A 26527-nucleotide genomic window follows, 5' to 3' on the forward strand; every position below is an offset into this window, starting at 1 on the left:
ATCTACGCATTCTTGTGCGGAGGGCAAACCGTGTCCACCGTTGATCCACGCCACAGCATCTTCCCCGAATGGCTCCGCAAAGGGTTGGACGGTTTGTACCTCGTGTCCGGCTGGCTGGCCGGGCTTTTCCTGATTGCGATCTTCCTCATCATGCTCGCGCTCTCCGCAGGTCGCCCGCTTGGGATAGACGTTCCGGCCGGCGACGATTTCGCATCCTGGGCAATGGCGGCGTCTGCCTTCCTCGGTCTCGCCCATACATTCCGCTCCGGCGAAATGATCCGCGTCGGCTTGCTGGTGGAAAGGTTCACCGGCCGTACCCGCCAGATGGTCGAGATTTTTGCCCTGCTGGTTGGGTCCGCCGCTGCCCTCTATTTCGCCTGGTACGCTTTCGACATGAACGTCACGTCGTGGCGGTTCAACGATCTTGCCCAAGGCGTCATCGCCATGCCGCTGTGGATCCCCCAGATCGGTTTTTCCGGCGGCCTGATCATCCTGGCTGTCGCCATGACGGACGAGCTTCTGCACGTGCTTTTCGGTGGGTCGCCGCGCTACGAAAAGCCGCCTGCCGAAACCGCTGAAGAAGTGATCGAACGCGCAATGCAGAGCGGGGCCTGACACATGGGAACGATCGAACTCGTCGAAATTGCCGGCGTCGTCCTCGTCGCGCTGCTGGCGCTTCTCGCCGCCGGCGTCTGGATCGGTATCTCGCTGCTGATCTGCGGCCTGATTGCCATGCTTTTCGTGCCGGGCATTCCGTTTGGCGCGGTGCTGGCCACCAACTCCTGGAGCAACGGCGCGTCCTGGTCGCTGGCGGCGCTCCCGCTGTTTGTCTGGATGGGCGAAATCCTTTTCAGGACAAAGCTGTCCGAAGAGATGTTCCGGGGTTTGGCACCCTGGCTTGGCTGGCTCCCGGGCAGGCTCATGCATGTCAACGTTCTCGGATGCGGCCTGTTCGGCTCGATCTCCGGTTCCTCGGCTGCAACCACGGCGATGATTGCCAAGATCGCCCTGCCGGAGTTGAAGAAGCGAGGCTATGACGAGATGGTCAGCCTCGGCTCGCTGGCCGGTGCCGGCACGCTCGGCATTCTCATCCCGCCATCGATCACCATGGTCGTCTATGCGGTCGCCGCCAACGTCTCGATCATCCAGATCTTCCTCGCGGGTTTCCTGCCGAGCCTGATCGTGATGGTCCTCTATTGCGGCTATATCGCCATTTGGTCACTGCTCAACCCCGACAAGCAGCCGCCTGCGCCGCCGAAAATGAGCTTTAAAGAGAAACTCAAGGAATCGGCCAACCTCATTCCAGTCAGCCTCCTGATCATCCTCGTCTTCGCAACGCTGTTGCTCGGCTGGGCCACGGCGACGGAATGTGCGGCCTGGGGTGTGGCCGGCTCGCTCGCGATTGCGGCGTGGTCGAAAACGCTCAGCTGGAAGTCCTTCTGGGACAGCGTCATGGGTGCGACACGTCTCACCTGCATGATCATGCTGATCCTGACGGGTGCCGGCTTCATGTCGATCGCCATGGGATATACCGGCATTCCGAACGCGCTGGCTGCCTGGGTCGATAGCTTCAACCTCAGCCCTTACGCTCTGATCGCCGTGCTGACGATCATGTATATTCTGCTTGGTGCGGCACTGGATGGACTGTCGATGATCGTCCTTACCACGGTTGTCGTTCTGCCGATGATCCAGCAGGCCGGCTTCGATCTCGTCTGGTTCGGCATCTTCCTGGTGCTGATCGTCGAGATGGCGGAGGTCTCTCCGCCGGTCGGCTTCAATCTCTTCGTTCTGCAGACGATGAGCGGGCGCGATAGCCTGACGGTGGCAAAAGCCTCGCTGCCGTTCTTTTTTCTGCTTGTGGCGACCGTCGCCATCATTACGGTTTTCCCGGAAATCGTGATGGTTCTGCCGAAAATGGCATTCCCGGGTTAATCACAAAGAGGGAACTCAAAATGAAGGTCACTGGAAAACTCGCCCGCCTCGGCATTGCCGCAGCCGCGCTCCTCGCGTCCACAGCATCGTCTTTCGCAGCCAACTGGGTCCTGCCGTCCGCCTACCCACCGACCAACTACCATGTCGAAAACCTCAACCAGTTCGCCAAGGACATCGATGCTGCCACCAAGGGTGAGCTGAAGATCACCGTCCATCCGAATGCCTCCCTCTTCAAGGCCCCCGATATCAAGCGCGCGGTCCAGACCGGCCAGGCGCAGGCGGGCGAAGTGCTGCTGTCGCTGCACGAAAACGAAAACCCGGTCTTCGGGATCGACGTCGTGCCGTTCCTCGCCACCAGCTTCGAACAGTCCAAGAAGCTTTACACAGCGTCGAAGCCCGCGATCGAACAGGCGCTCGACAAGCAGGGTCTGAAACTTCTCTACACGACGCCATGGCCGCCGCAGGGGGTCTTTACCAAGAAGGACGTCAACAGCGTTGCCGACCTGAAAGGTCTGAAGTGGCGCGCATACAACGTCGGCACGTCGCGGATTGCTGAAATGGTCGGCGCCCAGCCGGTCACCGTCCAGGCTGCCGAACTGCCGCAGGCTCTGGCAACCAGTGTCGTCGATGGTTTGATGACTTCGAGCGCCACTGGCGTCGACAGCAAGATCTGGGAATCCCTGACCCACTATTATGACACCCAGGCCTGGATCCCGAAGAACGTTATCTTCGTCAACAAGGCTGCGTTCGCAGCCCTCGACGCGGCCACGCAGAAAGCCGTGACGGATGCCGCGGCCGCTGCAGAAACCCGCGGCTGGTCGATGGCGGCAGAAAAGACGGCGTCCTACATGGAAACGCTGAAGAAGAACGGCATGCAGGTTCTGGAACCAAGCGCCGAACTGAAGACCGGTCTTTCCGCAATCGGCGCCAAGCTGACCGAGGATTGGTCGAAGAAAGCCGGCGCAGATGGCGCCGCCATTCTGGACGCCCACAAGAAGATGTGATTTCGGAAGCGCCGTGGCAATCGTGCCGCGGCGCCCTCTCATTCCGGAGAAGTTCATGTCCGAACCGATAGACACTGTTGGCCCGATCGTTTCTTCGGAGCACCTTGCAAGCGGCGCGCTGCCGGCTCTGTCCGAAATCGAGTTCGGCCTCACCATGCTCAACCATGCGTTCAGCCGCTGGATGGTGCGCTGCATGGCGGCATCCGGAGTGCCCGACCTTTCGACCGTCGACATTCTCGTCCTCCACAACGTCAACAGCCGCAACAAACCGAAGACGCTGGCCGATATCGCGCTTGTCCTCAATATCGAAGACACCCACGTCGTGACCTACGCGCTGAAAAAGCTGGAACGGCTGAAGCTGATCAAGTCCGGCCGGCGCGGCAAGGAAAAGCTGGTCATGGTGACAGAGGCGGGCGCTGCCGCCTGTGCCCGCTACAAGGCAATGCGGGAAAGCCTGCTCGTCAAATCCGTCCTGGCGACCGAAGTATCTGCCGACTCCCTGTCGGATGTCGCAGCCCGCCTTCGCGCCCTGTCCGGCCATTACGATCAAGCCGCCCGCGGCGCCGCGTCTCTCTAGCGACAAAACGCTAGGACAAAAGCGCTCTCGTCAGCGGATGGTGCGGATCGGATAGCCCGTCCAGCACCGTGAAATGGTTTTTGTCCGGCTCCTCGACGGCTTCGGTCTCGGCCCCGAGTCCCTTCCAGATATTGGCGAGCAGGGCGTTCTGGCGAAGGAATTCCGAGCGCTCGTTGCCGCCCACCCAGCAGGTGAGGCGCGTGTTCGGGAGGGGTTCCAGCAAGGCCGGGCTTTCGCGCTGCGCCTCCTCGGGATCGATCCGCTGCTTCTCGTTCATCTTCGTCTTCATGATCGGGCGAAGGTCATGCACGCCTGATATCGACACCGTGTTGACGATGCGTTGGCGGACGGTCTCTGCAAGCGGCGATGTGGTGGTGATCATCCGTGTGACCAGATGCCCGCCGACCGAGTGTCCGGCAAGCCGGATCGGCCCCTCCATCAGGCCAGCTGCCGCCGTGATCGCCTTTCCGATCTCATGGGTAATCTCAGCGATCCGGTTTTCCGGCGCAAGCGTGTAGGCCGGCAGAGCCACCGCATATCCGCTTTCCAAAGCGCCATGGGCATAATGCGACCAGTAGCTGTTGTCGAGCGCGATCCAGAACCCGCCATGGACATAGACGACAAGGCCTTCCGGCTTTCCGGCGGGCAGCAAGAGATCGAACCGGTTGCGCAGCTTGTCGCCATAGGCGATGCCGAGCTTCGCACGGCCTTCGGCCGCGAGCGATTCGCGGTACAGTCGTGCCGGCTCCACCCAAGCGGCAGGCCATTGTTCACCCTTTGGAATGTTCGGGCCATTGGCATAGGCGTCGTCCCAGTCGATGATCCCGTGTCGCATGTGATTGTCCCCTGTTCGATCCGACAAGCGTCATAACCCGCCCCCGATGTCGCTGGAAAGCCTGCCTTGCTGTTCCAAGACTTCTCCTCGTCGGCATAGTTTGCTTTGTGATGCTTTTTGCGCTTGCACGCGGTGGAAGTTTGCCGGCGAATGTGGAAGGTAACGGTTTTACCGCCATCGATGGATTGGCGGAGCAGGGGACAAAAAAAGGGGAGAATGACGATGAAGAAAATCCTGGTCGCCGCCACAATGGCACTCGGCCTCGGCGCATCCGGTCTGGCGATCGCCCAACCGCTGAAGATCGGCATGATCACCACGCTATCAGGCGGCGGTGCAGGCCTCGGTGTCGATACGCGCGACGGCTTCATGCTGGCGATCAAGCAGTCCGGCAACAAGGATATCACCGTCGTCACCGAAGATGATGCGCAGAAGCCGGAACTTGCCGTCCAGATCGCCGACAAGATGATTCAGAGCGACAATGTCGACCTGCTTACCGGCATCGTCTGGTCGAACCTGTTGATGGCCGTCGTCCCAGGTGCGGTCGCGCAGGACAAGTTCTACGTCTCGACCAATGCAGCACCCGCAGCGCTCGCCGGTGCCGGCTGCAACAAGCTCTATTTCAACGCTGCCTATCAGAACGACAATCTTCACGAAGCTGTCGGCGAATATGCCAACAAGTCCTACAAGAAGATGTTCATCCTGGCGCCGAACTATCCGGCCGGCAAGGATTCGCTGACGGGCTTCAAGCGCTATTACAAGGGCGAGCTTGCGGGCGAAGTCTATACCAAGGTTGGCCAGACCGATTACGCTGCCGAAATCGCCCAGATGCGTGCGTCGGGTGCCGACGGCATCTTCGTCTTCCTGCCGGGCGGCATGGGCATTTCCTTCATGAAGCAGTTTGCCCAGTCGGGTGTGAAGATCCCGGTCATGGGGCCGGGCTTCTCCTTCAGCCAGGATGTGTTGCCGGCCATCGGCGATGCAGCACTTGGCGCCAAGGCGTCCGGACAGTGGGCTCCGGATTTCGATACCGATGTCAGCCGGAAATTCGTCGCCGACTTCAAGGCCGAATACAATCGCCTGCCGTCCATCTATGCGCTCCAGGCCTATGATGCCGGTCAGCTAATCGCGTCGGCCGCCGCGAAGGCAGACGTCAAGGATACCGAGGCTTTCCGCGCCGAACTTCTGAAAGCCGACATCAAGTCGCCGCGTGGCAAGTTCAAGTTCAACACCAACCAGCATCCGATCCAGGATATCTACCTGACGGAAGTGGTGAAGAAGGACGGCGTTCTGACCAACAAGACGGTCGAGAAGATCTTTGCCGATCATGGAGACGCCTACGCCAAAGACTGCAAGATCTAAGGGAAGCATGTGACCATTTCGCTTGCTCTCGAGCAGCTGCTGAACGGCATCCAGCTCGGCGTCATGTTGTTTCTCATGTCTGCCGGGCTGACGCTGATCTTTGGCGTCATGGGCCTGATCAATCTCGCCCATGGCTCGCTCTACATGGTAGGCGCCTTCGCCTGCGCGGCCGTTGCAGCATTGACCGGGTCGTTCTGGCTCGGCCTTGTCGCCAGCCTCGCCTGTGCGGCGGCCGCCGGTGCCATCGTCGAACTCCTGGTCATCCGCAGGCTCTATGATCGCGACCATCTCGATCAGGTTCTGGCGACATTCGCACTGATCCTGATCTTTTCCGAAGGCACCCGCTGGCTGTTCGGCTCCTTCCCGCTTTATCTCGATATTCCGCCTTTGCTGCAGGGCGCGGTCGCTCTGCCGGGGGATGCAACCTATCCCGTCTATCGCCTGGCGATCATCGCCGTCGGTGCGCTGGTGGCGCTCGGCCTTTATCTGCTGATCGGCAAGACCCGGCTCGGCATGCGCATAAGGGCCGGCGAAAGCGACCGCGAGATGATCGGCGCCCTCGGTGTCGATATTCGCACGCTCTATACGCTGGTCTTTGCACTGGGCTCCGCTCTGGCCGGGCTTGCCGGCGCAATCGTCGGCCCGCTGCAATCTGTCCAGGTCGGCATGGGCGAACCGGTCCTCATCCTCGCCTTCGTGGTGATCGTTATCGGCGGCATCGGCTCGATCAAGGGTGCGCTCGTTGGCGCACTGCTCGTCGGCATCACCGATACGCTCGGCCGGCTTCTTCTGCCGCAACTGTTGACCCTGTTCATGGACCCGTCCCAGGCGGGCATGATCGGCGGCGCTGCGGCATCCATGCTGATCTACGTGGTCATGGCGGTCATCCTGTCGGTAAAACCTCGCGGCCTGTTTCCGCCAGCCCATGCATGAAAGCCGTTCAACGATGGTGCTGACCCGCGAAAACGCAGTCAATCTCACGCTGGCTGTGCTGCTGCTCGCTGTCCCCTTGATCGCGAGCGCGCTCGGCCAGCCGTTCTACATAACCCTTGCAACGCGGATCGCTATCCTTGCTTTGGCAGCCCTCGGCCTCAATCTTGCGCTTGGCCTCGGCGGTATGGTTTCGTTCGGCCACGCGGCCTTTTTCGGCATCGGAGGCTATGCCGCCGGCATTCTTGCGAGCCACGCGCTATCAGGCGAACCGCTTCTGTTCGATCTCTCAGGCACGGCGCAGATGCCGATCATCTGGCTTGTCGCGGTCATCGCAGCCGGTGTGGTGGCGCTCGCCATCGGGGCGCTCAGCCTCAGGACCTCGGGCGTCTATTTCATAATGATCACGCTCGCCTTCGCGCAGATGGTCTATTATTTTGCGATATCCTGGCCGGCTTACGGTGGCGAGGACGGGCTTTCGATCGCGGTGCGCAACCAGTTTCCGGGCACGAACACGATGCGCCCGCTGAATTTCTTCTTTGTCGCTTATGCAGTGCTTCTGGCCGGCATCGGCCTTTTCGCACTGATCCGTGCGTCGCGTTTCGGTGCGGCGCTGGTTGCCACGCGCCAGAACGAGATCCGCGTCGCCGCCCTCGGCATTGACCACTACCGTATCCGGCTCGCAGGTTTCGTCATCTCGGCCATGATCACGGCCCTTGCCGGCGCGCTCTACGCAGATCTCAACCGCTTCGTCAGCCCGTCCATGCTTGCCTGGCACATGTCTGGCGAACTGATTGTGCTGATCATTCTCGGCGGCACCGGCAGGCTTTTCGGGCCGCTCGCCGGTGCAGCGCTTTATGTGGCGTTCGAGTTCGCGCTGGGTGGCCTAACCGAACGCTGGCAGTTCTTCCTCGGTCTCATCCTTCTCGGCGTGGTGCTCTTTGCCCGCGGCGGATTGCTGGGCCTGCTTGCCGGAAAGACGAAACATGGTTGAGCCGGTTCTCCAGACAGACAATCTCGTTAAGAGTTTCGGAGCACTTCGTGCCACCGACGGCATCACGCTCGACCTGAAGCCCGGCGAAATCCACGCACTTATAGGCCCGAACGGTGCCGGAAAATCGACCCTGATTCACCAGATCTGCGGCACGCTCAAGCAGGATAGCGGCACGATCCGCCTCGCGGGTGAAGACATCGGCGCACTGAGTGCTGCCGCTCGCGCCCGACGGGGGCTCGGTCGCACGTTTCAGGTGTCGTCGCTGGCGCCGGAGTTTTCAGCGCTGCGTAATGTCATGCTGGCGGTTCAGGCGAGGCAGGGGTCGAGTTTCGGTTTCTTCCGACCTGTCATGCGCGACAGATCGCTGATCGATCCTGCGATGGCGATCCTCGAGCGCGTCGGTCTGTCCGACCGGGCACGCCTGCCGGCGGCCGAGCTTTCCCACGGCGAGCGCCGCCAGCTGGAGATCGCCATGGCGCTGGCCCTGCAATCGAAGGCTCTGCTTCTCGACGAGCCGATGGCGGGAATGGGGCCGGAGGGTTCGAAAAGGCTCACCGGTTTTCTCGATATGCTGCGCCAGGAAGCGCCGATCCTGCTCGTGGAACACGACATGGATGCCGTCTTCGCGCTGGCCGACCGGATATCGGTTCTGGTCTATGGCCGCATCATCGCAACCGGCACGGTGGAGGATATAAGGCGCGATCCGGCGGTGCGCACCGCGTATCTCGGAGATCATGCCTGATGCTGCTCGATGTCCAGGATATCGCCACCTACTACGGCAGCAGCCAGGCGCTATTCGGCGTCGAATTTTCGGTGGCGGAAGGCGAGGTCGTGGCCCTGATGGGCCGCAACGGCATGGGCAAGTCGACGACCATCAAGTCGATTTGCAATCTTTTGGCCCCTAAAACCGGCCGCATCCTCTTCGATGGCAAGGACACCGGCAAGCTGGCCCCCTACAAGGTGGCGCGGCTGGGTGTGGGGCTCGTCCCCGAGGGCCGCCGCTGTTTCCCGAACCTGACCGTTCATGAAAACCTGGTCGCCGCCGCAAGACCCGGTGAATGGACCGTCTCAGAGATCAATGCCCTGTTTCCCCGTCTGGAGGAACGGCATGCGCAGATGGCGAGATCGCTTTCAGGCGGCGAGCAGCAGATGCTGGCGATCGGACGCGCGCTGATGACCAATCCGCGGCTGCTGATCCTCGACGAGGCGACGGAGGGGCTTGCACCTGTCATCCGCCAGGATATCTGGAAGGCGTTGCGCCAGTTGAAGACGAAGGGCCTGTCCATTCTCCTGGTCGACAAGACTCTTTCCGAGCTCTTGCCGGTTGCCGACCGGTGCGTCATCCTCGAAAACGGCAGAAGCGTCTGGACCGGCGCCCCAGCCGAACTGACACCAGGGTTGCAGGATCGATATCTCGGAGTGTGAGCAATGACGGACGATCTGCAGGCCATCGTCGACCGGATCCACGCCAAGCTGCAGAGCCGGCTGGGCGAGGGAAAAGTGGCCGACTACATTCCCCAGCTTGCCCATGTCGATCCACGCAAGTTCGGCATGGCGGTCGTCACCGTCGACGGCAAGGTCCATAGCGCTGGTGATTGTGCCGAACCCTTCTCGATCCAGAGCGTGTCGAAGGTTTTCACGCTGACGCTCGCACTCGGCAAGCATGGCGAAACCACCTGGAACCGGGTCGGTCGGGAGCCGTCGGGCTCTCCCTTCAACTCCATTGTCCAGCTCGAACAGGAGGCCGGAAAGCCCCGCAACCCCTTCATCAATGCCGGCGCGATTGCCGTCAGCGATCTCGTTCTTGCTGGCCATACGCCGCGCGAGGCGATCGGGGAGATCCTGCGCTTCGTCCGCTATCTGGCGGATGACGAAACGATCGCGATCGACCCGTCGGTTGCGAAATCCGAGGAAGCGACCGGCTACCGAAATTTTGCGCTTGCCAATTTCATGCGCTCTTTCAACAAGCTCTCGCATCCGGTCGAGCATGTGCTCGGCGTCTATTTCCACCACTGCGCCATCTCCATGACTTGCACGCAGCTGGCGCGGGCCGGTCTATTCCTCGCCGCCAATGGCCGCAACCCGATGACCGGGCACACCGTGGTCTCAAGCCAGCGGGCACGGCGCATCAACGCCCTCATGCTGACCTGCGGCCACTATGACGGCTCCGGCGAGTTCGCTTATCGGGTCGGGCTTCCCGGCAAGAGTGGTGTCGGCGGCGGCATCATGGCCGTGGCGCCGGGACGCGCATCAATGGCCGTCTGGTCTCCAGGTCTCAATCAGAACGGCAATTCGCTGGTCGGTTCGCTCGCCCTCGAAATGCTGGCGGATGAAACCGGCTGGTCCGTGTTCGGGCACTGAGAGAACACCCCAGGAAAACAAAAAGCCCGGCCTCCATTCGGAAGACCGGGCTTGTTTCGTTTGGGAAGTCTGGGTTTCTCAGTCTTCGCTGGCAGCCATCTGGTTCAGCACATTGCCACGACCGCGCATGCGCAGCACCAGCGGTACGATCAGGGCAGCCGCTGCCACGAGCAGCAGGCCTGCGGCGATCGGCGAGGTGAACAGCACCGTCACGTCGCCCTGGCTGATCGACAAGGCACGGCGCAACTGCTGCTCGGCCAGCGGGCCAAGGATCAGGCCGACGATCACAGGCGCGATCGGGTAATCGAACACGCGCATGATGTAGGCAACGAGACCGAAGACGAGCAGCATGCCAAGCTCGAACACCGACGGATTTGCGCCAATCGTGCCAAGCGTCGCAAACACGAGAATGCCGGCATAGAGCCAAGGCTTCGGGATCGTCAAGAGCTTCACCCACAGACCGACCAGCGGCAGGTTCAATACCAGCAGCATCAGGTTGGCGATGAGAAGCGAAGCGATCAGTCCCCAGACCAGCTGCGGGTTGGTGACAAACAGCAGCGGGCCCGGCTGCAGGCCATATTGCTGGAAACCGGCCAGCATGATGGCGGCCGTCGCCGACGTCGGAAGACCGAGCGTCAGAAGCGGCACAAGCGTACCGGCGGCGGACGCGTTGTTGGCAGCTTCCGGACCGGCAACACCTTCGATCGCACCATTACCGAACTCTTCAGGATGCTTGGAAAGACGCTTCTCGGTCGCATAGGAGAGGAACGTGCCGATTTCGGCACCACCGGCCGGCATTGCGCCGATCGGGAAGCCGATGACGGTCCCGCGCAACCAGGCTTTCCAAGAACGCGCCCAGTCCTGGGCGGTCATCCACACGGAGCCCTTGATCGCTTCCACCTTGTCGGGAGCCTGGGCACCCTGGGCGGCGATAAACAGCGTCTCGCCGATCGCAAACATGGCAACCGCCATGGTCGTGACCTCGATGCCGTCGAGAAGGTCAGGTACGCCGAAGGAGAGGCGGTTCTGGCCGGTCAGCTGATCGATGCCGACAAGCGACAAAGCAAGGCCGATGAACAGAGATGTCAGGCCACGCAGCGTCGAGTTTCCGAAAGCCGAGGAGACTGTGACGAAGGCGAGAACCATCAGCGCGAAATATTCGCGCGGACCGAACACCAGGGCAAGCTTCACGATATAGGGTGCAACGAAGGCAAGCGCGAGCGTGGCGATCAGACCGGCCACGAAGGATCCGATCGCAGCTGTTGCCAGCGCTGGCCCCCCGCGTCCTGCACGGGCCATCTTGTTGCCCTCGAGCGCGGTCACGATCGAGGCGCTTTCGCCTGGCGTGTTGAGAAGGATCGAGGTCGTCGATCCCCCGTACATGCCGCCGTAATAGATGCCGGCAAACATGATCAGCGAGCCGGTCGCATCCAGCTGGTAGGTAACGGGCAGAAGCAGCGCGACGGTGGTTGCCGGGCCGATGCCGGGCAGCACGCCGACCATCGTGCCGAGCGTTACGCCGACGAGCGCGTAAAACAGGTTCATCGGCTCTGCGGCAGAGGCCAGACCCTGAAGAAGGAATTCGAAAGTGCTCATGGATTAACTCTCTGGCTCCAAGTTAAAGGAGCAGGTTTTCCAGCGGACCGGCGGGAAGGGAAAGCTGCAGGACGCCCGCAAACAGGTACCAGATGGCGAGACAGATCGCGATGCCGATCGGAATGCTGATATGCAGCCGACGGGCACCGAAGCCGCGTGCGGCGAAAGCGAAAAGCAGGCCTGTCGCAATCGAGAACCCGACGAACCGGATCAGGATCATCTGGGCGAGAAGCCCGGCGACAACCCAGGCGACGGGCCCGAATTCCTGCCGTTCGCGCGCGGGGAAATCCCGACGGAATGCCGCAAAGACCGTCCAGATGGCAAGGCCGATCAGGCCGAAAGCGATCCAGTAGGGCACGGAGGCGGGGCCGACAGGCGAGTAGCCAGTCGTACTCGTCAGCCGCGAGACATCGATGAAGATGACGGCGGCGACGATCGCGAGTACGGCTGCAATGGCAAGCGCCGCCCAATCAGGGCGGCGCTGTTCGGTAGTCGTGTTTTCAGAACTCATTTGACCAGTCCGATGTCCTTCAGGATGGTTTCCGTCGCAGCGATATCCTTTGCGAGCTGCTCATCGAAGGCCGGACCGGAGAGGTAGGTGTCCATCCAGCCCTTGGTCTTCAGGTTATCCTGCCAGGTCTTGGACTTTACCAGCTTCTCGATGTCGGCAGTGATGGTCTTCTTCTGCTCCTCGGAAATGCCGGGAGCAGCGGCAACCATGCGCCAGTTCTGCAGCACGACGTCGAGACCGGATTCCTTCAGCGTCGGGGCATCGATGCCGTCGATCTTCTTGTCGGACGAAATGCCCAGCAGGCGCAGCGAGCCGGCCTTGATCTGCGATTCGAATTCGCCGTAGGACGAAATGCCGGCCGTCACCTGGCTGCCCAGGATCGCGGCAAGCGCTTCGCCGCCACCGGAAAACGCGATGTAGTTGATCTTGGTCGGGTCTACGCCGGCAGCCTTTGCAATGAGGCCAGCGCCGATATGGTCGGTGCCGCCAGCCGAACCGCCACCCCAGGATACGGAACCCGGATCAGCCTTCAGCTTGGTGACCAGATCCGCCATCGTCTTGATGTCGGAAGATGTCGGGACGACGATCACTTCGTATTCGCCGGTGAGGCGTGCGATCGGTGTGACGTCTTTCAGGGTTACCGGCGACTTGTTGGTGAGGATTGCGCCGACCATGACGTAACCGCCAACCATCAGAGCGTTCGGGTTGCCCTTCTGCTGGCTGGCGAACTGGGCGATGCCGATCGTGCCGCCGGCGCCCGGAACGTTCATGACCTGGACGCGGTTGGAGATCTTCTCCTGCTGCAGGGCGACCTGCATGGTGCGGGCCGTCTGGTCCCAGCCGCCGCCCGGCGCTGCCGGTGCCATGACCGAATAGTCAGCCGCTACGGCCGGGAAGGCGACTGCGCCCGCGAGGAAAGATGCGATGAGAAAATGTTTCAAGGGTATGTCCTCCGTTGACGTCCTTTTGGACGAAATCTTTGATGGCGCAACGGTAGGATCGATTTGAGCGGACTGGTGCCGTCCGTTGATCTCCTCCCGTCACCGATCGAGTCCGCCTCCGAACGGGTCTCGAATGGTTCTAAGGCAGCATAACAAGCTGACATCTACCTGACATTTCCCTGACTGCGTCTGTTTGACAAGGGTAAATGCCTCAAAATCGCCAGAATTGATCACTGCTGGCGCAAGACCTCGTTCCATTTCGAGATCAGCCGCGCCCGTTTCACCTGATCGAGATAGACCATCAGCCCGAGACTGACCGGCACCGGCTTCAATTGGCCGCCCAGCATCTCGCGCATCGTCGTTGCGGTGTTGTTGCCGGACACTTCGGGACTGACGGCCGGGATCTGCAGTTCGCGGGCCATGATCGTCTGACCCTCCTTCGACATGAAGAATTCGAGGTAGCGCTTTCCGAGATCGGCACGTTCAGCTGCTTGCGGCACCAGCCCGATACGCGACATGACTACCGTGTAATCCTTCGGCAGCACGATCCCGACATTCGGGTTCCGCGAGGCCCAGTCGGCGGCATAGGAGCCGACGATATTGTAACCCATCAGGAAACGGCCATCCGCCACCCTCTCGAGGATGGCGCCGCTTGTCGAATAGAGTTTGACGCCTGCCTCGCCCATCGCCCGCACCACCGACCAGATGTCGCCGAACTGTTCCTGGTCGCGCGACATGAACAGGAAACCGACGCCGGAGCGTTCGATATCGTAGGTGCCGATGCGGCCATGCGCCTGGTCGCCTTGGCGCGCCAGAAACGCGATGAACTCGGCGCGGGTGGCAGGCGGCGCCTCGTTCTTGAAACTCGGCTTGTTGTAGACGAACACGGCCGGCTCAAAGGTCAGCGCGTAAACCGTATTGCGCCAGTTCGCCCATTCGGGCCATCGCCCGCTCATCGGCAGGTCGCTCGCCTGGGCGTAACCGTCATTGGCAAGCTTGACCTGGAGATCCATGGCCGACGAAAACGCGAAATCGGCGGTCTTGCGGCCCGCGTCGGTCTCCCGCACGATCCGGTCGTAGATCTCTCCCGTCAGCATGTCCTCGTAGGACACCGCCACATCTGGGTTGGACGCCTGGAAGCCTGTGATCATCGGCTTGGCAAGAGGCTCGTCCAGCGACGAATAGACGGTAAGGACAGGCGCATCCTTGTTGCCCGAAAGGGCAGGAAACATCAGCACTTCCGCGACGGCCAGATGCGGCGCAGCGATGAGACAAAGACAGAGGAGAAGCTTTTTCATTGCGGGCAAGAATGCCCGACCCGGGCGCTTGCGGCAAGCCGTTGGAAATCCATCACTGGCGTCCGGAATGCAGGGCTCGCGGTTTACCGCTCCCCTGTTGTATTGCCGGTCGCCGTTATTACCTGTCAATGGCGATTTCCCCACCAGCCCTTTGAGGTCATAACCATGTCGCTTTCCCTCTACGACGTCTCCGTCCCGGCCTTTATCCGTGGATTTGCCAATCTCTCCGAGATCCTGAAGAAGGCCGAAGCCTTCGCCGACGAGAAGGGCATTCCCCACAGCCAGCTTCTCGAAGCGTGCCTGATCGAGGACATGCTGCCGCTGACGGGTCAGATCCAGCGCGCTAGCGACACGGCCAAGTTCGTCCCGGTGCGCGTCGGCCAGCTCGAAAACGTCGCGATGGAGGATAACGAAGTCACGTTTGCGGATCTCCATGCCCGCATCGACAAGACGGTCGCCTTCCTGAAGACCGTCGTTCCCGCCAGCATGTCCGGTCGCGACGAGGCCGAGGTCGTGCTGAAGACCCGGTCCGGCGAGATGAAATTCACAGCCACCGACTACGTTCTCGGGTTTGCCCTGCCCAACTTCTATTTCCATCTCACCGCCGCCTACGCGATCCTCCGCCACAAAGGCGTACCCATCGGCAAGACCGATTATCTCGGCCGTAGCTAGGCGAGCTATCGGCAGACGCTGCTCTGTCCAGTGACAACCCCGCGTCCCGGCGATAAGAGTCAGCCGGAACGGGGAAATGACGGTTTGCGTATCCTTCTTGTCGAAGACAATCAGACGCTGGCATCGGGCCTTGCCGCGATTTTGCGCGGCAGCGGCTATGTGGTCGATCTCGTGGCCGACGGAACGTCGGCGGAGGCAACGGTCGCCGCCGAAAGCTACGATCTGGTTATTCTCGACCTCAACCTTCCCGAAATGGATGGTCTCGATGTTCTGAAGGCCATGCGCGCCCGCCAGAACCGGGCGGCGGTGATGATCCTCACCGCCCGCGGCACGCCGGAAGAGAGGGTCAAAGGCCTCGATCTCGGCGCCGACGATTACATGACGAAACCGTTCGACGTGCCGGAGTTCGAGGCGCGCATCCGCGTCCTTCTTCGCCGCCAGGCGGGCCTTCGAAGCTCTGTCGTCACCTATGGCGGCGTTACTTTCGATCTGACGTCGCGAACCTTTTCGAGCCAGGGCGTACCGCTCGATATCCCTGCCCGCGAGGTGGCCCTTCTCGAACTCCTCTTCATGCGGGCCGGAAAGGTCGTGTCCAAGGAGGCGATCATTCGGTCGCTGACAGGGTTCGACGAAGACCTCTCGTCCAATGCGATCGAGCAGTATGTGAGCCGACTAAGAAAGCGGCTTGCGGTCTACGGCCTGACCGTCAAGACCGCCCGCGGCATCGGCTATTATCTCGAGAAAATGGCCTCTCCGGAATGACGCCGACAGCCGCCTATTCGCTCCGCCGCCGCCTCCTAGCGTGGCTGCTTCTCTCGACGGCGCTGATCGGTGGCGTCGCCATGTTCGACACATGGGATGAGGCGCTCGATACGGCCAATGAAGTGTCCGATCGCGTGCTTGCGGGGTCGGCTCTCGCAATCGCCGAGCGCGTGATCGTCGCGGAAGACGGAGCGCTCGAGGTCGACATCCCCTATGTGGCGCTGGAAATGCTGACCTCTGCCGCGCAGGACCGGGTCTTCTACCGCGTCGACGGGCCGCCCGGCACCTTCATCACCGGCTACCAGAACCTTCCCTCCATCGCGCGTCGGGAGGGCCAGGCGGTGGCGTTCGAGAACGCCAGCTTTCGGGGCGAGCCCATCCGGGTCGCCGTCCTTGCCAGATCCGCGTCGACCGGCATCCGCTCGGTTCCCTTCGTCGTCACGGTCGCCGAAACCACCATGGCCCGTGAACAGCTGACGCGCACCATCCTGATACGCTCGGCGCTGCGAATTCTCTTCATGATCATCGGTGCCGCCGTGATCGTCTGGATCGCCGTCACGCTGTCGCTTCGTCCGCTCTATCGCTTCAGCGAAGCGATCGCCGAGCGCAGCCCGGACGATCTGCATCCGATCGGAGAAAGAGTGCCGAACGAGGTCCAGGGTCTGGTCGATACGGTCAATTCATTCATGGTGCGGCTCGAAAGCGCGTTGAATGCCCTGCGCCACTTTACCGGCAATGCCAGCCACCAGCTCCGAACTCCGCTTGCAATCGTGCGCACACAGCTCGCACTTGCCGACCGGGCGGACGATCTGGCAACGGCAAAGACGGCGGTCCGCAAGGCGGATGAAGCTGTCGCCGGTGCCGAACATATCCTCGCGCAACTGCTGCTGATGGCAAAGATCGATGCCGCCGGGCGCTCTGCAGCGTTCCGCAGGCTCGATCTCACCGATCTGGTCCGTGGCCTGACGGGCGATCATGTTCCGGGCGCCGCCGATCGCGGCATCGACCTCGGGTTCGAAGGAGAGGGCGCAGCGCAAGTCAACGTCGAGCCGCTGCTGATCGGCGAACTGGTGAAGAACCTGATCGTCAATGCGATCCTTCATGCCGGCTCCGGCACGGAGGTCACCGTCCGCATCGAACGGATCGACGAGACGGCCCGGCTCGAGGTGGAGGATAACGGTCCGGGCATTCCGCTTGAGAAACGAGCTATCGTACTCGAACGGTTCGGACGTCTCGGCCGTGGCGATGCATCCGGCACCGGTCTCGGACTGCCGATCGTCGAAGAGATCGCCCGCCTTCACGGCGCTGCCCTGTCGCTTCACGATGGCTCAGGCGGCACAGGCCTGAAAGTCCGGATCGATTTCCCGCTGGCGGGATAGGCCCTTCAGCCCTTAAGCGTACGCGCATTCTCCTGAAATCCAGGTGCTTTTCATGGAAAGATCCGCGCCAAGCACGACGAAATCCGCATCATATCCGGGCTTCAGAAAGCCTTTCCGGTTCTCGATGCGAGCAGCTTGCGCGGGATAGGCAGATGCCATGCGCAGGGCCTCCTCCAGCGACAGGCCTAGATTGCGGTGCACGTATCGAACCGACGAGATCATGTCGATATCGGCGCCGGCCAGTGTCCCGTCGGCAAGGGTCAGCCGGCCATCCTTGCGCAGAATTTCGCGGCCGTTGAGCGTGAAGGATGTCATGTCTGTCCCGATCGTCGACATCGCATCGGTCACCAGGAATATCTTTCCCGGACCGGCTTTGGCGCGCAACGCTGCCCCCATTGCCGCGGGATGGACGTGGATGCCATCGGCGATCAGGCCTGCATAAAGCGCTCCGGTATCGAGCGCCGCCCCGACCAGCCCCGGTTCGCGGTGACCGAGCGGGCTCATGGCGTTGAAGAGATGCGTGACGGTGCGAATGCCGGCCTTGGCATAGGCCGCCGCCGTATCGTAGCTTGCTTCCGTGTGACCGAGGCTGACGATGATGCCGGCGTCAGCGAGCTTTGTGACCTGTTCTTGTGTCACGCTTTCCGGCGCAATGGTCACCATCAGCACATCGAGCGCCCGTCCGCAGGAGAGCATCAGATCGAGGTCGCGATCCTCCATCGGACGGATGAGCGTAGGATCATGCGCTCCCTTGCGGGCAACGGACAGATGCGGTCCTTCCAGATGCAGTCCGAGAAAGCCGCGAATGCCCCGCGTCTTCGCATCGATACCGGCGGCAACAGTCCGGGCGGAAATGTCAGGCGTGTCGGTGATCAAGGTCGGCAACAGTGCCGTCGTCCCGAACTTCGCATGGGCGGCGCAGATCGTGGCGATACCCTCGACCGTCGGCTCTTCGTTGAGGAGCACGCCACCGCCGCCATTGACCTGCAGGTCGATAAAACCCGGAGCGATGATCTCGCCACCGTCGATCCTCTCGATCTCAGGTGCGAGCGAAGCCGAAGGCTGGATGTGATCGATCCGGCCGTTCGAAAACACGACCGCGGCATTCTCATGCCAGTCGGCGCCGTCGAAGATGCGGTTTGCAGTCAGAGCCTTGAGGTCGGTCATAGGGTTTCAGTGACTTTGTTAAGGGCTGCCGGCTGGTCGGGATCAAACCCTTTAGAGCGCGACCATGCTTCGACGAAACCGTAAAACGGCACGATCAGCGCCAGCGCGTCGGTCAGCGGATGGCCTGTTGCGACGAAGGGCAGCTTTCGGGCAGCCGTGACTCGGTCGGAGGTCGCGTAGGCGAGCGCGCCCTTGGTCGCGAAACTGTCTGCGATCTGGACGGCGGAAGCTTCCGCCGCGTCCCTTGCGGCAAATGTCAGCACCGGAAAGCGCTTTTCGACGAGCGCCACCGGACCATGCAGGACTTCGGCCGCAGAATAGGCCTCCGCATGCATGTTGGACGTTTCCTTGAATTTGAGCGCAGCCTCGCTGGCGATTGCTAGCGCCGGGCCACGGCCGAGCATATAGAGCGAATCAGCGTCGCCGAGTTCGCTCGCAAACGCGCTCCAGTCGAGCTTGATGGCTTCATCGAAATGGCCGGGCATGGCGCGAACCGCCGCCTTCAGCCCGTCGTCACCGGTCCATTCGGAGAGAAGGGCGAGACCGGCGACAATCGAGCTGACGAAGGACTTGGTTGCCGCAACGGCAATTTCCGGACCCGCATTGATGTCGACCCCATAAAGCGATGCCTCGGTGATCGGCGACGGGAGCGTATTGGTCAGCGCAATCGTCACCGCTCCTGACCGGGTCGCAGCCTCCGCCATCGCGACGATGTCCGGGCTCTTGCCGGACTGGGAGATGGCGATCGCAGCGCCACCGCCAAGCTGCATATTGGCACCGTAGATCGAGGCAAGCGACGGTCCGAGCGAGGCAACCGGGCGCCCCGCCGTCAGCTCGATCGCATATTTGATGAACGTCGCGGCATGATCGGAGGAGCCGCGCGCGATCGTTACCAGGAAGGCCGGATCCTTGTCGCGCAGGGCCTGGCCGGCCTTGGCAATGTCTGCCGCCGAACGGTCGAGCAATCGGGCCGTCGCCTCCGGTATCTCGTCGATTTCCTGGCGCATATGGGTCTTCATCGTCATCCTCGTCTGATCAGCTGTCGCCGAGCGAAAGCTCGGCCACGAAATCATAGGCATCGCCGCGGTAAAGCGAGCGGGTAAGCTCCACCACCCGGCCGGAGGCCAGGTAGGAAACGCGTTCGATCGACAGTCCCGCCGCCTCGATGGGCACTTCAAGCAGGCCGGCGTCTGTCTTTTTCAGGTTGGTTGCGGAAATCCGCTGGATGGCACGCACCGGCCGCGCGTCCTTCTTTTCCAGTTCCGCATAAAGGGACTGCTGGAGCGACACCGGGTTGGGCAGGAATTCAGCCGATATGCTGGCGCGCTCGATCGCAAGCGGCATGTCGTTGCCGAAGCGCAGCCGTCCTATCCGGGCAACCATCGTGCCGGGCGCAAGACCCAGCATCATCATTTCCTCAGGCGAGGGATGAAACAGTCCGCGCTCCAGCCATTCCGATCGGGAAACCAGGCCACGCCGTGCCATGTCCTCGGTAAACGATGTCAGCTTGGTCAGGGGTTGCTCGACGCGCGACAGCGGTTTTACCACGAAGGTCCCGGATCCATGGCGGCGGGTCAGAAGCCCGTCCCGGACGAGATCATCGACGGCCTTGCGCACCGTGACGCGACTGACGCTGGCATAGTCGGCAAGATCCCGCTCCGCAGGAAGCGCGTCGCCATGGCCGAGCTTGCCGGACCGGATCGCATCTTCCAGGCTCTGGCGCAGCTTGAGATAAAGCGGGCCGGAGCCACCGGATTGCAGGCCGTCGAGGGGCAAGATGGCCGTCAGCGTGTCGCTCATGCGCACGCCTCCATCCGGGCTCCGGTTGCGAAGGCCTTCACAGCCAGTTCAACGGCGCCGGTCAGTGCGTCGGCCCGCGGCTCGGAAAGACGGAGCCTGTGCCTCTCGGCAAGATAGGGAGGATAGAGCGGTGCGAGACCGCCGAGCAGGCAGAGTTTTGTTTTGTCGCCCGACAGCGCGGTAACGGTATCGAGCGCTTCGTCGATGCCGGCTGCACCGGTATGTAAAATACGCAAAGCCGTCTCGTCGCCACGCCGTGCAAAGTCGAAGACCTTTGGCGTCTGACGCCCGAAGTCGCCAGGCTTGGCCAGCCTGGCAAAATCGACGATCAGTTCCGGATTGTTGTCGAACTCGGCCAAGATCGCCTCGCAGAGCGGCGTCATCGGCCTTATCCGGTCGAAGGCAAGCAGGGTTTCCTGCAGCGCGAGCTGCCCGAGCCTTGCGCCGCTGCCCAGATCGCTCACCTGAAACCCCCAGCCGGCGACGGATCTGAACTGACCGTGGCTGCGGATGATGTAGACGGTCCCGGTCCCAACGATGCCGATCGCACCGTCTTCGTCACCGATCGCGCCCTGCAAGGCGATGACGCCGTCAGAAACGATCTGCGATCTGGCAAAGGGGAGACGTTCGGTCACATAGCCCACCGCGCCGCCGACATTGTTGCCGGCAAGACCCAGGATTGCAGATGCGGATGAAAGATCCGGCGTGAGCCCAGCATCTTCGAACGCCAGCTCTGCGGCTTCAGCAATATGCCTGAGGGCAGTGTCGGGATCGGTCAGGATATTGGAGGCACCGCTCTTGCCGCGGCCGAGCAGGGTGCCGTTCCTATCGGCCAGCGCCGCCCGGCAGCTTGTCCCGCCGCCATCTATCCCGATCACGTAATCCGCCATGGATACCTCCACGAAGAATGATACCAAAAAAATACCATTTACCAAGCGCGAAATTATTGATGCGGACAGAGCGGCGCTAACACGCTAATTTAACTCGATTATTAGTCCTAAGCGCCAGCTGCCATGTTTCAGTTGGTAACTTTCGTTAATTTCCTGCTGGACAATTGGTATTTTTTTGGCATCATTTTGCTTGAGGGAGAAACGGATGAGCCAAACAGCCACCGAAGCCAGGCATGGGAATACGGAAGGGCTCGATACGCGCGCCCCGACCGAAATCCTTCGGCTTCTGGCGTCCGGTCAGCAGCAGGCGGCCAAGAGCGTCGATGCGGCGATCCCCGCTCTTGCGGATGCCGCGGAACTCATTGCGTCGGCTCTGAGGCGTGGCGGAAAGCTTGTCTATGCAGGCGCCGGCAGCTCCGGCCTGATGGCCATGGCCGATGCGCTCGAGCTTCCCGGAACCTACGGCATTGCACGCGAGCAGATCGTCCTTCTTCTTGCCGGCGGAACGTCCGTTCTGGCCGACCTACAAGGCGCGCCGGAGGATGATGTCGCCTTGGCCGATCAGGATGCAGCGGTCATTGCGGCGGGAGACTGCGTTCTCGCCGTTTCTGCAAGCGGCTCGACGCCTTACGTTCTGAAGATCGCCGAGCTCGCGCGGGCCCGTGGCGCCAGGGTCGTGGCACTCGCCAACAATCCCGATGCACCCCTTTTCAATCATGCCGATGTCGCCGTCCTCCTCGAAACGCCGCCGGAAATGGTGGCTGGATCGACGCGCATGGGCGCGGGGACCGCACAGAAGCTTGCATTCAACATGCTGTCGACGCTGGCTGCGATCAAGCTCGGTCACGTGCATGACGGACACATGGTCAATCTGCGCGCCGACAATGCCAAGCTGCGCACCCGCGCCGCCGGCATGGTTGCCGATATCGCAGGCGTGACTGCCGACGAGGCGGTAAGATATCTGCAGGTGGCGGACGGATCGGTGAAGATCGCCGTGCTTCTGGCTGAAGGCGCCCCCGATATCGACGCCGCACAATCGCTGCTTATTCGTTTCGATCAGGTGTTGAGGAAAGCACTTGCGGAACTGAAGATGACGGAAACGACCGAGACTCGCGCCGCAAGGCGCTAACCAATAAGGGAGAACAGCATGAACAGCCTGTTGAAAACAATTCTTTTGGCCACGACGGTGATCGCGTCTGCGGGCGCAGCGTCTGCGGCCGATGTCACGCTCAACATCGAGAGCTGGCGCAATGACGATCTGGCGATCTGGAAAGAAAAGCTGATCCCGGCCTTCGAAGCGAAGAACCCCGGCATCAAGCTCAACTTCTCGCCGACCGCACCGACCGAGTACAATGCGTCGCTCAACGCCAAGCTCGATGCAGGCTCTGCCGGTGACATCATCACGTGCCGTCCGTTCGATGCCTCGCTCGAACTCTTCAACAAGAAGCAGCTCGTCGATCTCACCAGCCTGTCGGGCATGAGCAATTTCTCGCCGGTCGCCAAGGCCGCCTGGTCGACAGACGACGGCAAGTCCACCTTCTGCGTGCCGATGGCATCCGTCATCCACGGCTTCATCTACAACAAGGACGCCTTCGACCAGCTGAAGATCGCGGTGCCGAAGACGAACGAGGAATTCTACGCCGCGCTCGACAAGATCAAGGCTGACGGTACGTTCATCCCGCTTGCCATGGGCACCAAGGATCTCTGGGAAGCCGCAACGATGGGCTACCAGAACATCGGCCCGAACTACTGGAAGGGCGAGGAAGGCCGCAAGGCGCTGATCGAAGGCAAGCAGAAGCTGACCGATCCGGAATGGGTCAAGCCCTACGAAGAGCTGGCCAAATGGAAGCCCTATCTCGGCGACGGTTTCGAAGCCCAGACCTATGCCGATAGCCAGAACCTCTTCACGCTCGGCCGCGCGGCGATCTTCCCAGCCGGTTCGTGGGAAATCGCGCTGTTCACCAGCCAGGCCCAGTTCAAGATGGGCGCGTTCCCGCCGCCGGTCCTGAAGGCTGGCGAAACCGGCTACATCTCCGACCATCCGGATATCGGCGTTGGCTTGAACACCAAGAGCAAGCATCCGGAAGAAGCCAAGAAGTTCCTTACCTGGGTTGCTTCGCCGGAATTCGCCGAGATCTACGCCAATTCTCTTCCGGGCTTCTTCAGCCTGAATTCGTCGCCGGTGAAGATGGCCGATCCGATGGCGCAGGAATTCGTTTCCTGGCGTGAAAAATACAAGCCGACGGTCCGCTCGACCTATCAAATCCTGTCGCGCGGCACCCCGAACCTCGAAAACGAGACCTGGGTCGAATCGGCCAACGTCATCAACGGCACCGATACCCCGGCCGTTGCCGCCGAAAAGCTCCAGAAGGGCCTCGACAGCTGGTACAAGCCAGGTAAGTGACAAGCTTACCCTCCCCTTGATGGGGAGGGTCGGCCCGACGGGCCGGGGTGGGGTGATCCTTGTGCGTGTGGTGTCACCCCCACCTGCAGCTTCGCTGCGACCTCCCCCTTCAAGGGGGAGGTATCGTGATCATGCTGCGCCAGCGCAAGCACAAGAAAACAGGCAAAGCCATGAGCGACATCCACCCTTCATCTGCCCTGCAGCTGGTATCGATCAAGCGCCCGTTCCGCTGGCATATCGTCGTCTTCATGGCGCCGGCGCTGCTGGTCTACACGGCGATCATGATCCTGCCGCTGATCGAGACGCTCAGGCTTTCGTTCTACAACACTGTCGATGGTGCTCAGTCCTTCGTCGGCTTTGCAAACTACCAGGTCCTGTTCGGTGATGTGCGCTGGGCGCGCGATTTCTGGAATGCGCTCACCAACAACCTGATCTTCTTCGCCATCCACATGTGCGTGCAGAACCCGATCGGCATTGCGCTCGCAGCACTCCTGTCGCTGCCGAAACTGCGTTTCGCCGCCTTTTACCGCACCGCCATCTTTCTTCCGACGCTTCTCTCCTTCGTCATCGTCGGCTTTATCTGGAAGCTCATCCTCTCGCCCATCTGGGGCGTTGCGCCCTGGCTGATGAGCCTTGCCGGTGCCAAATGGCTGTTTGCGCCTTGGCTCGGTCAGTCCGGGCCGGCGCTGATTGCCGTTTCCCTGATTTCGGTATGGCAATATGTCGGCATACCCATGATGCTGATCTATGCGGCGTTGCTCAGCATCCCCGAAGAGGTGGTCGAAGCTGCCGAATGCGACGGCATTACCGGCTGGAGCCAGTTCTGGAAGATCAAGCTGCCGCTCATTCTGCCGGCGATCGGCATCATCTCGATCCTGACTTTCGTCGGAAATTTCAACGCCTTCGATCTGGTCTACACGGTGCAGGGCGCGCTTGCGGGCCCTGATATGTCGACGGATATTCTCGGCACGCTTCTCTACCGCACCTTCTTCGGTTTCCAGCTGCAACTCGGAGATCGCTCCATGGGGGCAACGATCGCAGCGGTGATGTTCGTCATCATTCTCGCCGGCGTCTCGTTTTACCTTTTTGCCATCCAGCGGCGCATGCGCCGCTACCAGTTCTAGAGGGCGTCCAGACATGTCCAACAAGGCACGCTCTTCACCGATCCGCTCAAGCCTCGTGCATCTGGCTTTGATCGCCTACACGCTGATTGCGCTGTTTCCGGTCTTTCTCACCATCATCAACTCGTTCAAGGATCGCAATTCGATCTTCCGCAATCCGATGCAGGTTCCCACACCGTCGAGCTTCAGCCTGATCGGCTACCAGACGGTTCTCGGACAGGCGGATTTCATCGGCTATTTCCAGAACAGCATGATCGTCACGGTCGTCTCGATCGCGCTCGTGCTGTTGTTCGGCGCGATGGCCGCCTTTGCGCTGTCAGAGTATCGCTTCCGCGGCAACACGCTGCTCGGCCTCTACATGGCGATCGGCATCATGATCCCCATCCGGCTCGGCACGGTCGCGATCCTGCAGGGCATGGTCGCGTCGGGCCTCGTCAACACGCTCACCGCGTTGATCCTCGTCTACACGGCGCAAGGGATACCGCTTGCGATCTTCATCCTGTCCGAATTCATGCGCTCGGTCTCCGATGACCTAAAGAATGCCGGCCGCATCGATGGTCTTTCGGAATATGCGATCTTCTTCCGCCTGGTCCTGCCGCTGATCAGGCCGGCCATGGCAACGGTTGCCGTCTTCACCATGATCCCGATCTGGAACGACCTGTGGTTCCCGCTGATCCTTGCACCGTCTGAGGCCACCAAGACGGTAACGCTCGGATCGCAGATCTTCATCGGCCAGTTCGTCACCAACTGGAACGCGGTGCTGGCAGCCCTGTCGCTCGCCATCCTGCCGATCCTCGTCCTTTACGTCATCTTCTCGCGGCAACTGATCCGCGGCATCACGTCTGGAGCCGTCAAGTGAGTTCAACCGAAAAGCCGATCCGCGTTCTCGTCGCAGGCCTCGGCAATATGGGCCGCAGCCATGCGCTGGCCTATCACAACAACCCGGGCTTCGAGATCGTCGGTCTCGTCAACCGCTCGAAGCCGACGCTCGATCCGGCCCTTGCCGGCTACGAGATCCATGCCGATTTCCTGACTGCCCTTGCCGAGTTGAAGCCAGACCTCTGCGCCATCTGCACCTATTCCGACAGCCATGCGGACTATGCGGTCGCAGCCTTCCAAGCCGGCTGCGACGTGTTTGTCGAAAAGCCGCTGGCAACCACGGTTGCCGATGCCGAGCGCGTCGTTTCCGCCGCCAAGGCCGCGGGCAAGAAACTGGTGATCGGCTATATCCTGCGCCACCATCCGTCCTGGATCCGCCTGATTGCCGAAGCCCGCAAGCTCGGCCCGCCCTATGTGTTCCGCATGAACCTCAACCAGCAATCGTCAGGCCCCACCTGGGATGTCCACAAGGCGCTGATGCAGACGACGCCGCCGATCGTTGATTGCGGCGTTCATTATGTCGATGTCATGTGCCAGATCACCGATGCCAAGCCGGTGGAAGTGCGCGGCATGGGTCTGCGCCTTTCCGATGAAATTGCGCCCGACATGTATAATTACGGCCACCTTCAGGTGATCTTCGATGACAAGTCGGTCGGCTGGTACGAGGCGGGCTGGGGGCCGATGATCTCCGAAACTGCGTTCTTCGTGAAGGACGTGATGTCGCCGAAAGGCTCGGTCTCCATCGTAATGGACCCCAATGCCAAGTCCGACGATATCGACACGCATACCAAAACCTCCGTCATCCGCCTTCACAGCGCCGAGACGGGCCCGGACGGCAGGTTCATCAGGCCCGACGAGGATATGACGATGGCGGGCGAGCCCGGCCATCAGGAGCTTTGCGATTTTGAGCAGGCCTATATGCTGAAGGCGATCCGCGAGGATATCGATCTGACCAGGCACATGGATGATGCGGTCCAGTCGCTGCGCATCTGCCTTGCGGCGGATGAAAGCGCAAGGACCGGCAAGCCAATCTATCTCTGAAAGCAACGCAAGCAAGACAGCCGGGCGGACAAACGTCCGCGATTGCACCAAACGACAGAAGTGGGAATACGCTC

At 61.3% G+C, this 26527-nt stretch carries 27 protein-coding genes; 18 read left to right on the plus strand and 9 right to left on the minus strand.

Translation table 11 applies throughout. From position 1 onward, the window contains the following. Positions 1 to 30 precede the first annotated feature (30 nt). From ASF70_RS06530 to ASF70_RS06545, 4 genes are read left to right on the plus strand one after another with little or no spacing between them, the layout of a single operon-like run. Positions 31 to 615, plus strand: a complete 585-nt coding sequence (locus ASF70_RS06530) for a TRAP transporter small permease (RefSeq protein ID WP_062578505.1) — start codon at positions 31 to 33, stop codon at positions 613 to 615. A 3-nt stretch (positions 616 to 618) separates the two neighbouring features. Next, on the plus strand, positions 619 to 1932 hold the full coding sequence (locus ASF70_RS06535) for a TRAP transporter large permease subunit (RefSeq protein ID WP_062578507.1): 1314 nt from the start codon (positions 619 to 621) through the stop codon (positions 1930 to 1932). Between the two features lie 20 nt (positions 1933 to 1952). Then, the gene (locus ASF70_RS06540; RefSeq protein WP_062578509.1) at positions 1953 to 2936 is read left to right on the plus strand and encodes a TRAP transporter substrate-binding protein; all 984 of its coding nucleotides are present in this window, start codon (positions 1953 to 1955) and stop codon (positions 2934 to 2936) included. A 55-nt stretch (positions 2937 to 2991) separates the two neighbouring features. After that, positions 2992 to 3513, plus strand: coding sequence for a winged helix DNA-binding protein (locus ASF70_RS06545; RefSeq protein WP_062454239.1), 522 nt, complete (start codon positions 2992 to 2994; stop codon positions 3511 to 3513). A 10-nt stretch (positions 3514 to 3523) separates the two neighbouring features. Here ASF70_RS06545 and ASF70_RS06550 read toward each other — a convergent pair whose 3' ends face one another. Further along, a complete protein-coding gene (locus ASF70_RS06550; protein WP_062578511.1) occupies positions 3524 to 4348 on the minus strand; it encodes an alpha/beta hydrolase in 825 nt (274 codons plus the stop codon). 222 nt (positions 4349 to 4570) lie between these two features. Here ASF70_RS06550 and ASF70_RS06555 point away from each other — a divergent pair, with 222 nt between their 5' ends. From ASF70_RS06555 to ASF70_RS06580, 6 genes are read left to right on the plus strand one after another with little or no spacing between them, the layout of a single operon-like run. After that, complete coding sequence (locus ASF70_RS06555) at positions 4571 to 5707, plus strand: ABC transporter substrate-binding protein (protein ID WP_062578513.1); 1137 nt, start codon at positions 4571 to 4573, stop codon at positions 5705 to 5707. Between the two features lie 9 nt (positions 5708 to 5716). After that, complete coding sequence (locus ASF70_RS06560) at positions 5717 to 6640, plus strand: branched-chain amino acid ABC transporter permease (protein ID WP_062578515.1); 924 nt, start codon at positions 5717 to 5719, stop codon at positions 6638 to 6640. A gap of 13 nt (positions 6641 to 6653) precedes the next feature. Beyond that, on the plus strand, positions 6654 to 7631 hold the full coding sequence (locus ASF70_RS06565; RefSeq protein ID WP_062578517.1) for a branched-chain amino acid ABC transporter permease: 978 nt from the start codon (positions 6654 to 6656) through the stop codon (positions 7629 to 7631). Next, positions 7624 to 8373 carry an ABC transporter ATP-binding protein gene (locus tag ASF70_RS06570; RefSeq protein WP_062578519.1) on the plus strand — a complete coding sequence of 250 codons (750 nt, stop codon included), beginning with the start codon at positions 7624 to 7626 and terminating at the stop codon, positions 8371 to 8373. Before ASF70_RS06565 ends, ASF70_RS06570 begins: the two co-directional genes overlap by 8 nt. Beyond that, a complete protein-coding gene (locus ASF70_RS06575) occupies positions 8370 to 9056 on the plus strand; it encodes an ABC transporter ATP-binding protein (protein ID WP_062578521.1) in 687 nt (228 codons plus the stop codon). The genes ASF70_RS06570 and ASF70_RS06575 overlap by 4 nt, the downstream gene beginning before the upstream one ends. Before the next feature lie 3 nt (positions 9057 to 9059). Next, positions 9060 to 9992 carry a glutaminase gene (locus ASF70_RS06580; protein ID WP_062578522.1) on the plus strand — a complete coding sequence of 311 codons (933 nt, stop codon included), beginning with the start codon at positions 9060 to 9062 and terminating at the stop codon, positions 9990 to 9992. Positions 9993 to 10070: 78 nt separating this feature from the next. Here ASF70_RS06580 and ASF70_RS06585 read toward each other — a convergent pair whose 3' ends face one another. The 4 genes from ASF70_RS06585 to ASF70_RS06600 all read right to left on the minus strand — a co-directional run bounded on the left by ASF70_RS06585 (position 10071) and on the right by ASF70_RS06600 (position 14338). Then, positions 10071 to 11588: a tripartite tricarboxylate transporter permease gene (locus ASF70_RS06585; protein ID WP_062454231.1), complete on the minus strand. Its 1518-nt coding sequence runs from the start codon at positions 11586 to 11588 to the stop codon at positions 10071 to 10073. 22 nt (positions 11589 to 11610) lie between these two features. After that, the gene (locus ASF70_RS06590; protein ID WP_062454230.1) at positions 11611 to 12099 is read right to left on the minus strand and encodes a tripartite tricarboxylate transporter TctB family protein; all 489 of its coding nucleotides are present in this window, start codon (positions 12097 to 12099) and stop codon (positions 11611 to 11613) included. Next, positions 12096 to 13040 carry a tripartite tricarboxylate transporter substrate binding protein gene (locus ASF70_RS06595; RefSeq protein WP_062578524.1) on the minus strand — a complete coding sequence of 315 codons (945 nt, stop codon included), beginning with the start codon at positions 13038 to 13040 and terminating at the stop codon, positions 12096 to 12098. The genes ASF70_RS06590 and ASF70_RS06595 overlap by 4 nt, the downstream gene beginning before the upstream one ends. 230 nt (positions 13041 to 13270) lie before the next feature. Beyond that, positions 13271 to 14338 (minus strand): ABC transporter substrate-binding protein, encoded by a 1068-nt coding sequence (locus ASF70_RS06600; protein WP_062578526.1) that lies wholly within the window; start codon positions 14336 to 14338, stop codon positions 13271 to 13273. A gap of 165 nt (positions 14339 to 14503) precedes the next feature. On the opposite strand from ASF70_RS06600, the gene ASF70_RS06605 reads away from it, so the two are divergent. From ASF70_RS06605 to ASF70_RS06615, 3 genes are all read left to right on the plus strand, one after another. Next, the gene (locus tag ASF70_RS06605; protein WP_062454227.1) at positions 14504 to 15010 is read left to right on the plus strand and encodes a DUF1993 domain-containing protein; all 507 of its coding nucleotides are present in this window, start codon (positions 14504 to 14506) and stop codon (positions 15008 to 15010) included. An 84-nt stretch (positions 15011 to 15094) separates the two neighbouring features. Then, complete coding sequence (locus ASF70_RS06610) at positions 15095 to 15772, plus strand: response regulator transcription factor (protein WP_062578528.1); 678 nt, start codon at positions 15095 to 15097, stop codon at positions 15770 to 15772. Further along, positions 15769 to 17151 (plus strand): sensor histidine kinase, encoded by a 1383-nt coding sequence (locus ASF70_RS06615; RefSeq protein ID WP_062578531.1) that lies wholly within the window; start codon positions 15769 to 15771, stop codon positions 17149 to 17151. The genes ASF70_RS06610 and ASF70_RS06615 overlap by 4 nt, the downstream gene beginning before the upstream one ends. Before the next feature lie 12 nt (positions 17152 to 17163). Here the strand turns inward: ASF70_RS06615 and nagA are convergent, their stop codons facing one another. From nagA to ASF70_RS06635, 4 genes are read right to left on the minus strand one after another with little or no spacing between them, the layout of a single operon-like run. Then, on the minus strand, positions 17164 to 18318 hold the full coding sequence (nagA, locus tag ASF70_RS06620) for an N-acetylglucosamine-6-phosphate deacetylase (protein WP_062578533.1): 1155 nt from the start codon (positions 18316 to 18318) through the stop codon (positions 17164 to 17166). Further along, positions 18315 to 19343, minus strand: coding sequence for an SIS domain-containing protein (locus tag ASF70_RS06625; protein WP_244473987.1), 1029 nt, complete (start codon positions 19341 to 19343; stop codon positions 18315 to 18317). Before ASF70_RS06625 ends, nagA begins: the two co-directional genes overlap by 4 nt. 10 nt (positions 19344 to 19353) lie before the next feature. Beyond that, positions 19354 to 20118, minus strand: coding sequence for a GntR family transcriptional regulator (locus ASF70_RS06630; protein WP_062578538.1), 765 nt, complete (start codon positions 20116 to 20118; stop codon positions 19354 to 19356). Then, a complete protein-coding gene (locus tag ASF70_RS06635; protein WP_062578540.1) occupies positions 20115 to 21008 on the minus strand; it encodes an N-acetylglucosamine kinase in 894 nt (297 codons plus the stop codon). Before ASF70_RS06635 ends, ASF70_RS06630 begins: the two co-directional genes overlap by 4 nt. 205 nt (positions 21009 to 21213) lie before the next feature. Between ASF70_RS06635 and ASF70_RS06640 the strand changes: the two genes are divergently transcribed. From ASF70_RS06640 to ASF70_RS06660, 5 genes are all read left to right on the plus strand, one after another. Further along, entirely contained in the window at positions 21214 to 22137 is a 924-nt protein-coding gene (locus ASF70_RS06640; protein WP_062578542.1) for an N-acetylmuramic acid 6-phosphate etherase, read from the plus strand. A gap of 18 nt (positions 22138 to 22155) precedes the next feature. After that, positions 22156 to 23412: an ABC transporter substrate-binding protein gene (locus ASF70_RS06645; RefSeq protein ID WP_062578544.1), complete on the plus strand. Its 1257-nt coding sequence runs from the start codon at positions 22156 to 22158 to the stop codon at positions 23410 to 23412. 170 nt (positions 23413 to 23582) lie between these two features. Then, positions 23583 to 24536: a sugar ABC transporter permease gene (locus tag ASF70_RS06650; protein WP_062454957.1), complete on the plus strand. Its 954-nt coding sequence runs from the start codon at positions 23583 to 23585 to the stop codon at positions 24534 to 24536. A 13-nt stretch (positions 24537 to 24549) separates the two neighbouring features. Next, positions 24550 to 25392: a carbohydrate ABC transporter permease gene (locus tag ASF70_RS06655; protein ID WP_062578546.1), complete on the plus strand. Its 843-nt coding sequence runs from the start codon at positions 24550 to 24552 to the stop codon at positions 25390 to 25392. Next, positions 25389 to 26453 (plus strand): Gfo/Idh/MocA family oxidoreductase, encoded by a 1065-nt coding sequence (locus tag ASF70_RS06660; RefSeq protein WP_062578547.1) that lies wholly within the window; start codon positions 25389 to 25391, stop codon positions 26451 to 26453. The genes ASF70_RS06655 and ASF70_RS06660 overlap by 4 nt, the downstream gene beginning before the upstream one ends. Positions 26454 to 26527 lie beyond the last annotated feature (74 nt).

The sequence above is a fragment of the Rhizobium sp. Leaf321 genome (assembly GCF_001423215.1).
GTDB lineage: Bacteria > Pseudomonadota > Alphaproteobacteria > Rhizobiales > Rhizobiaceae > Neorhizobium > Neorhizobium soli.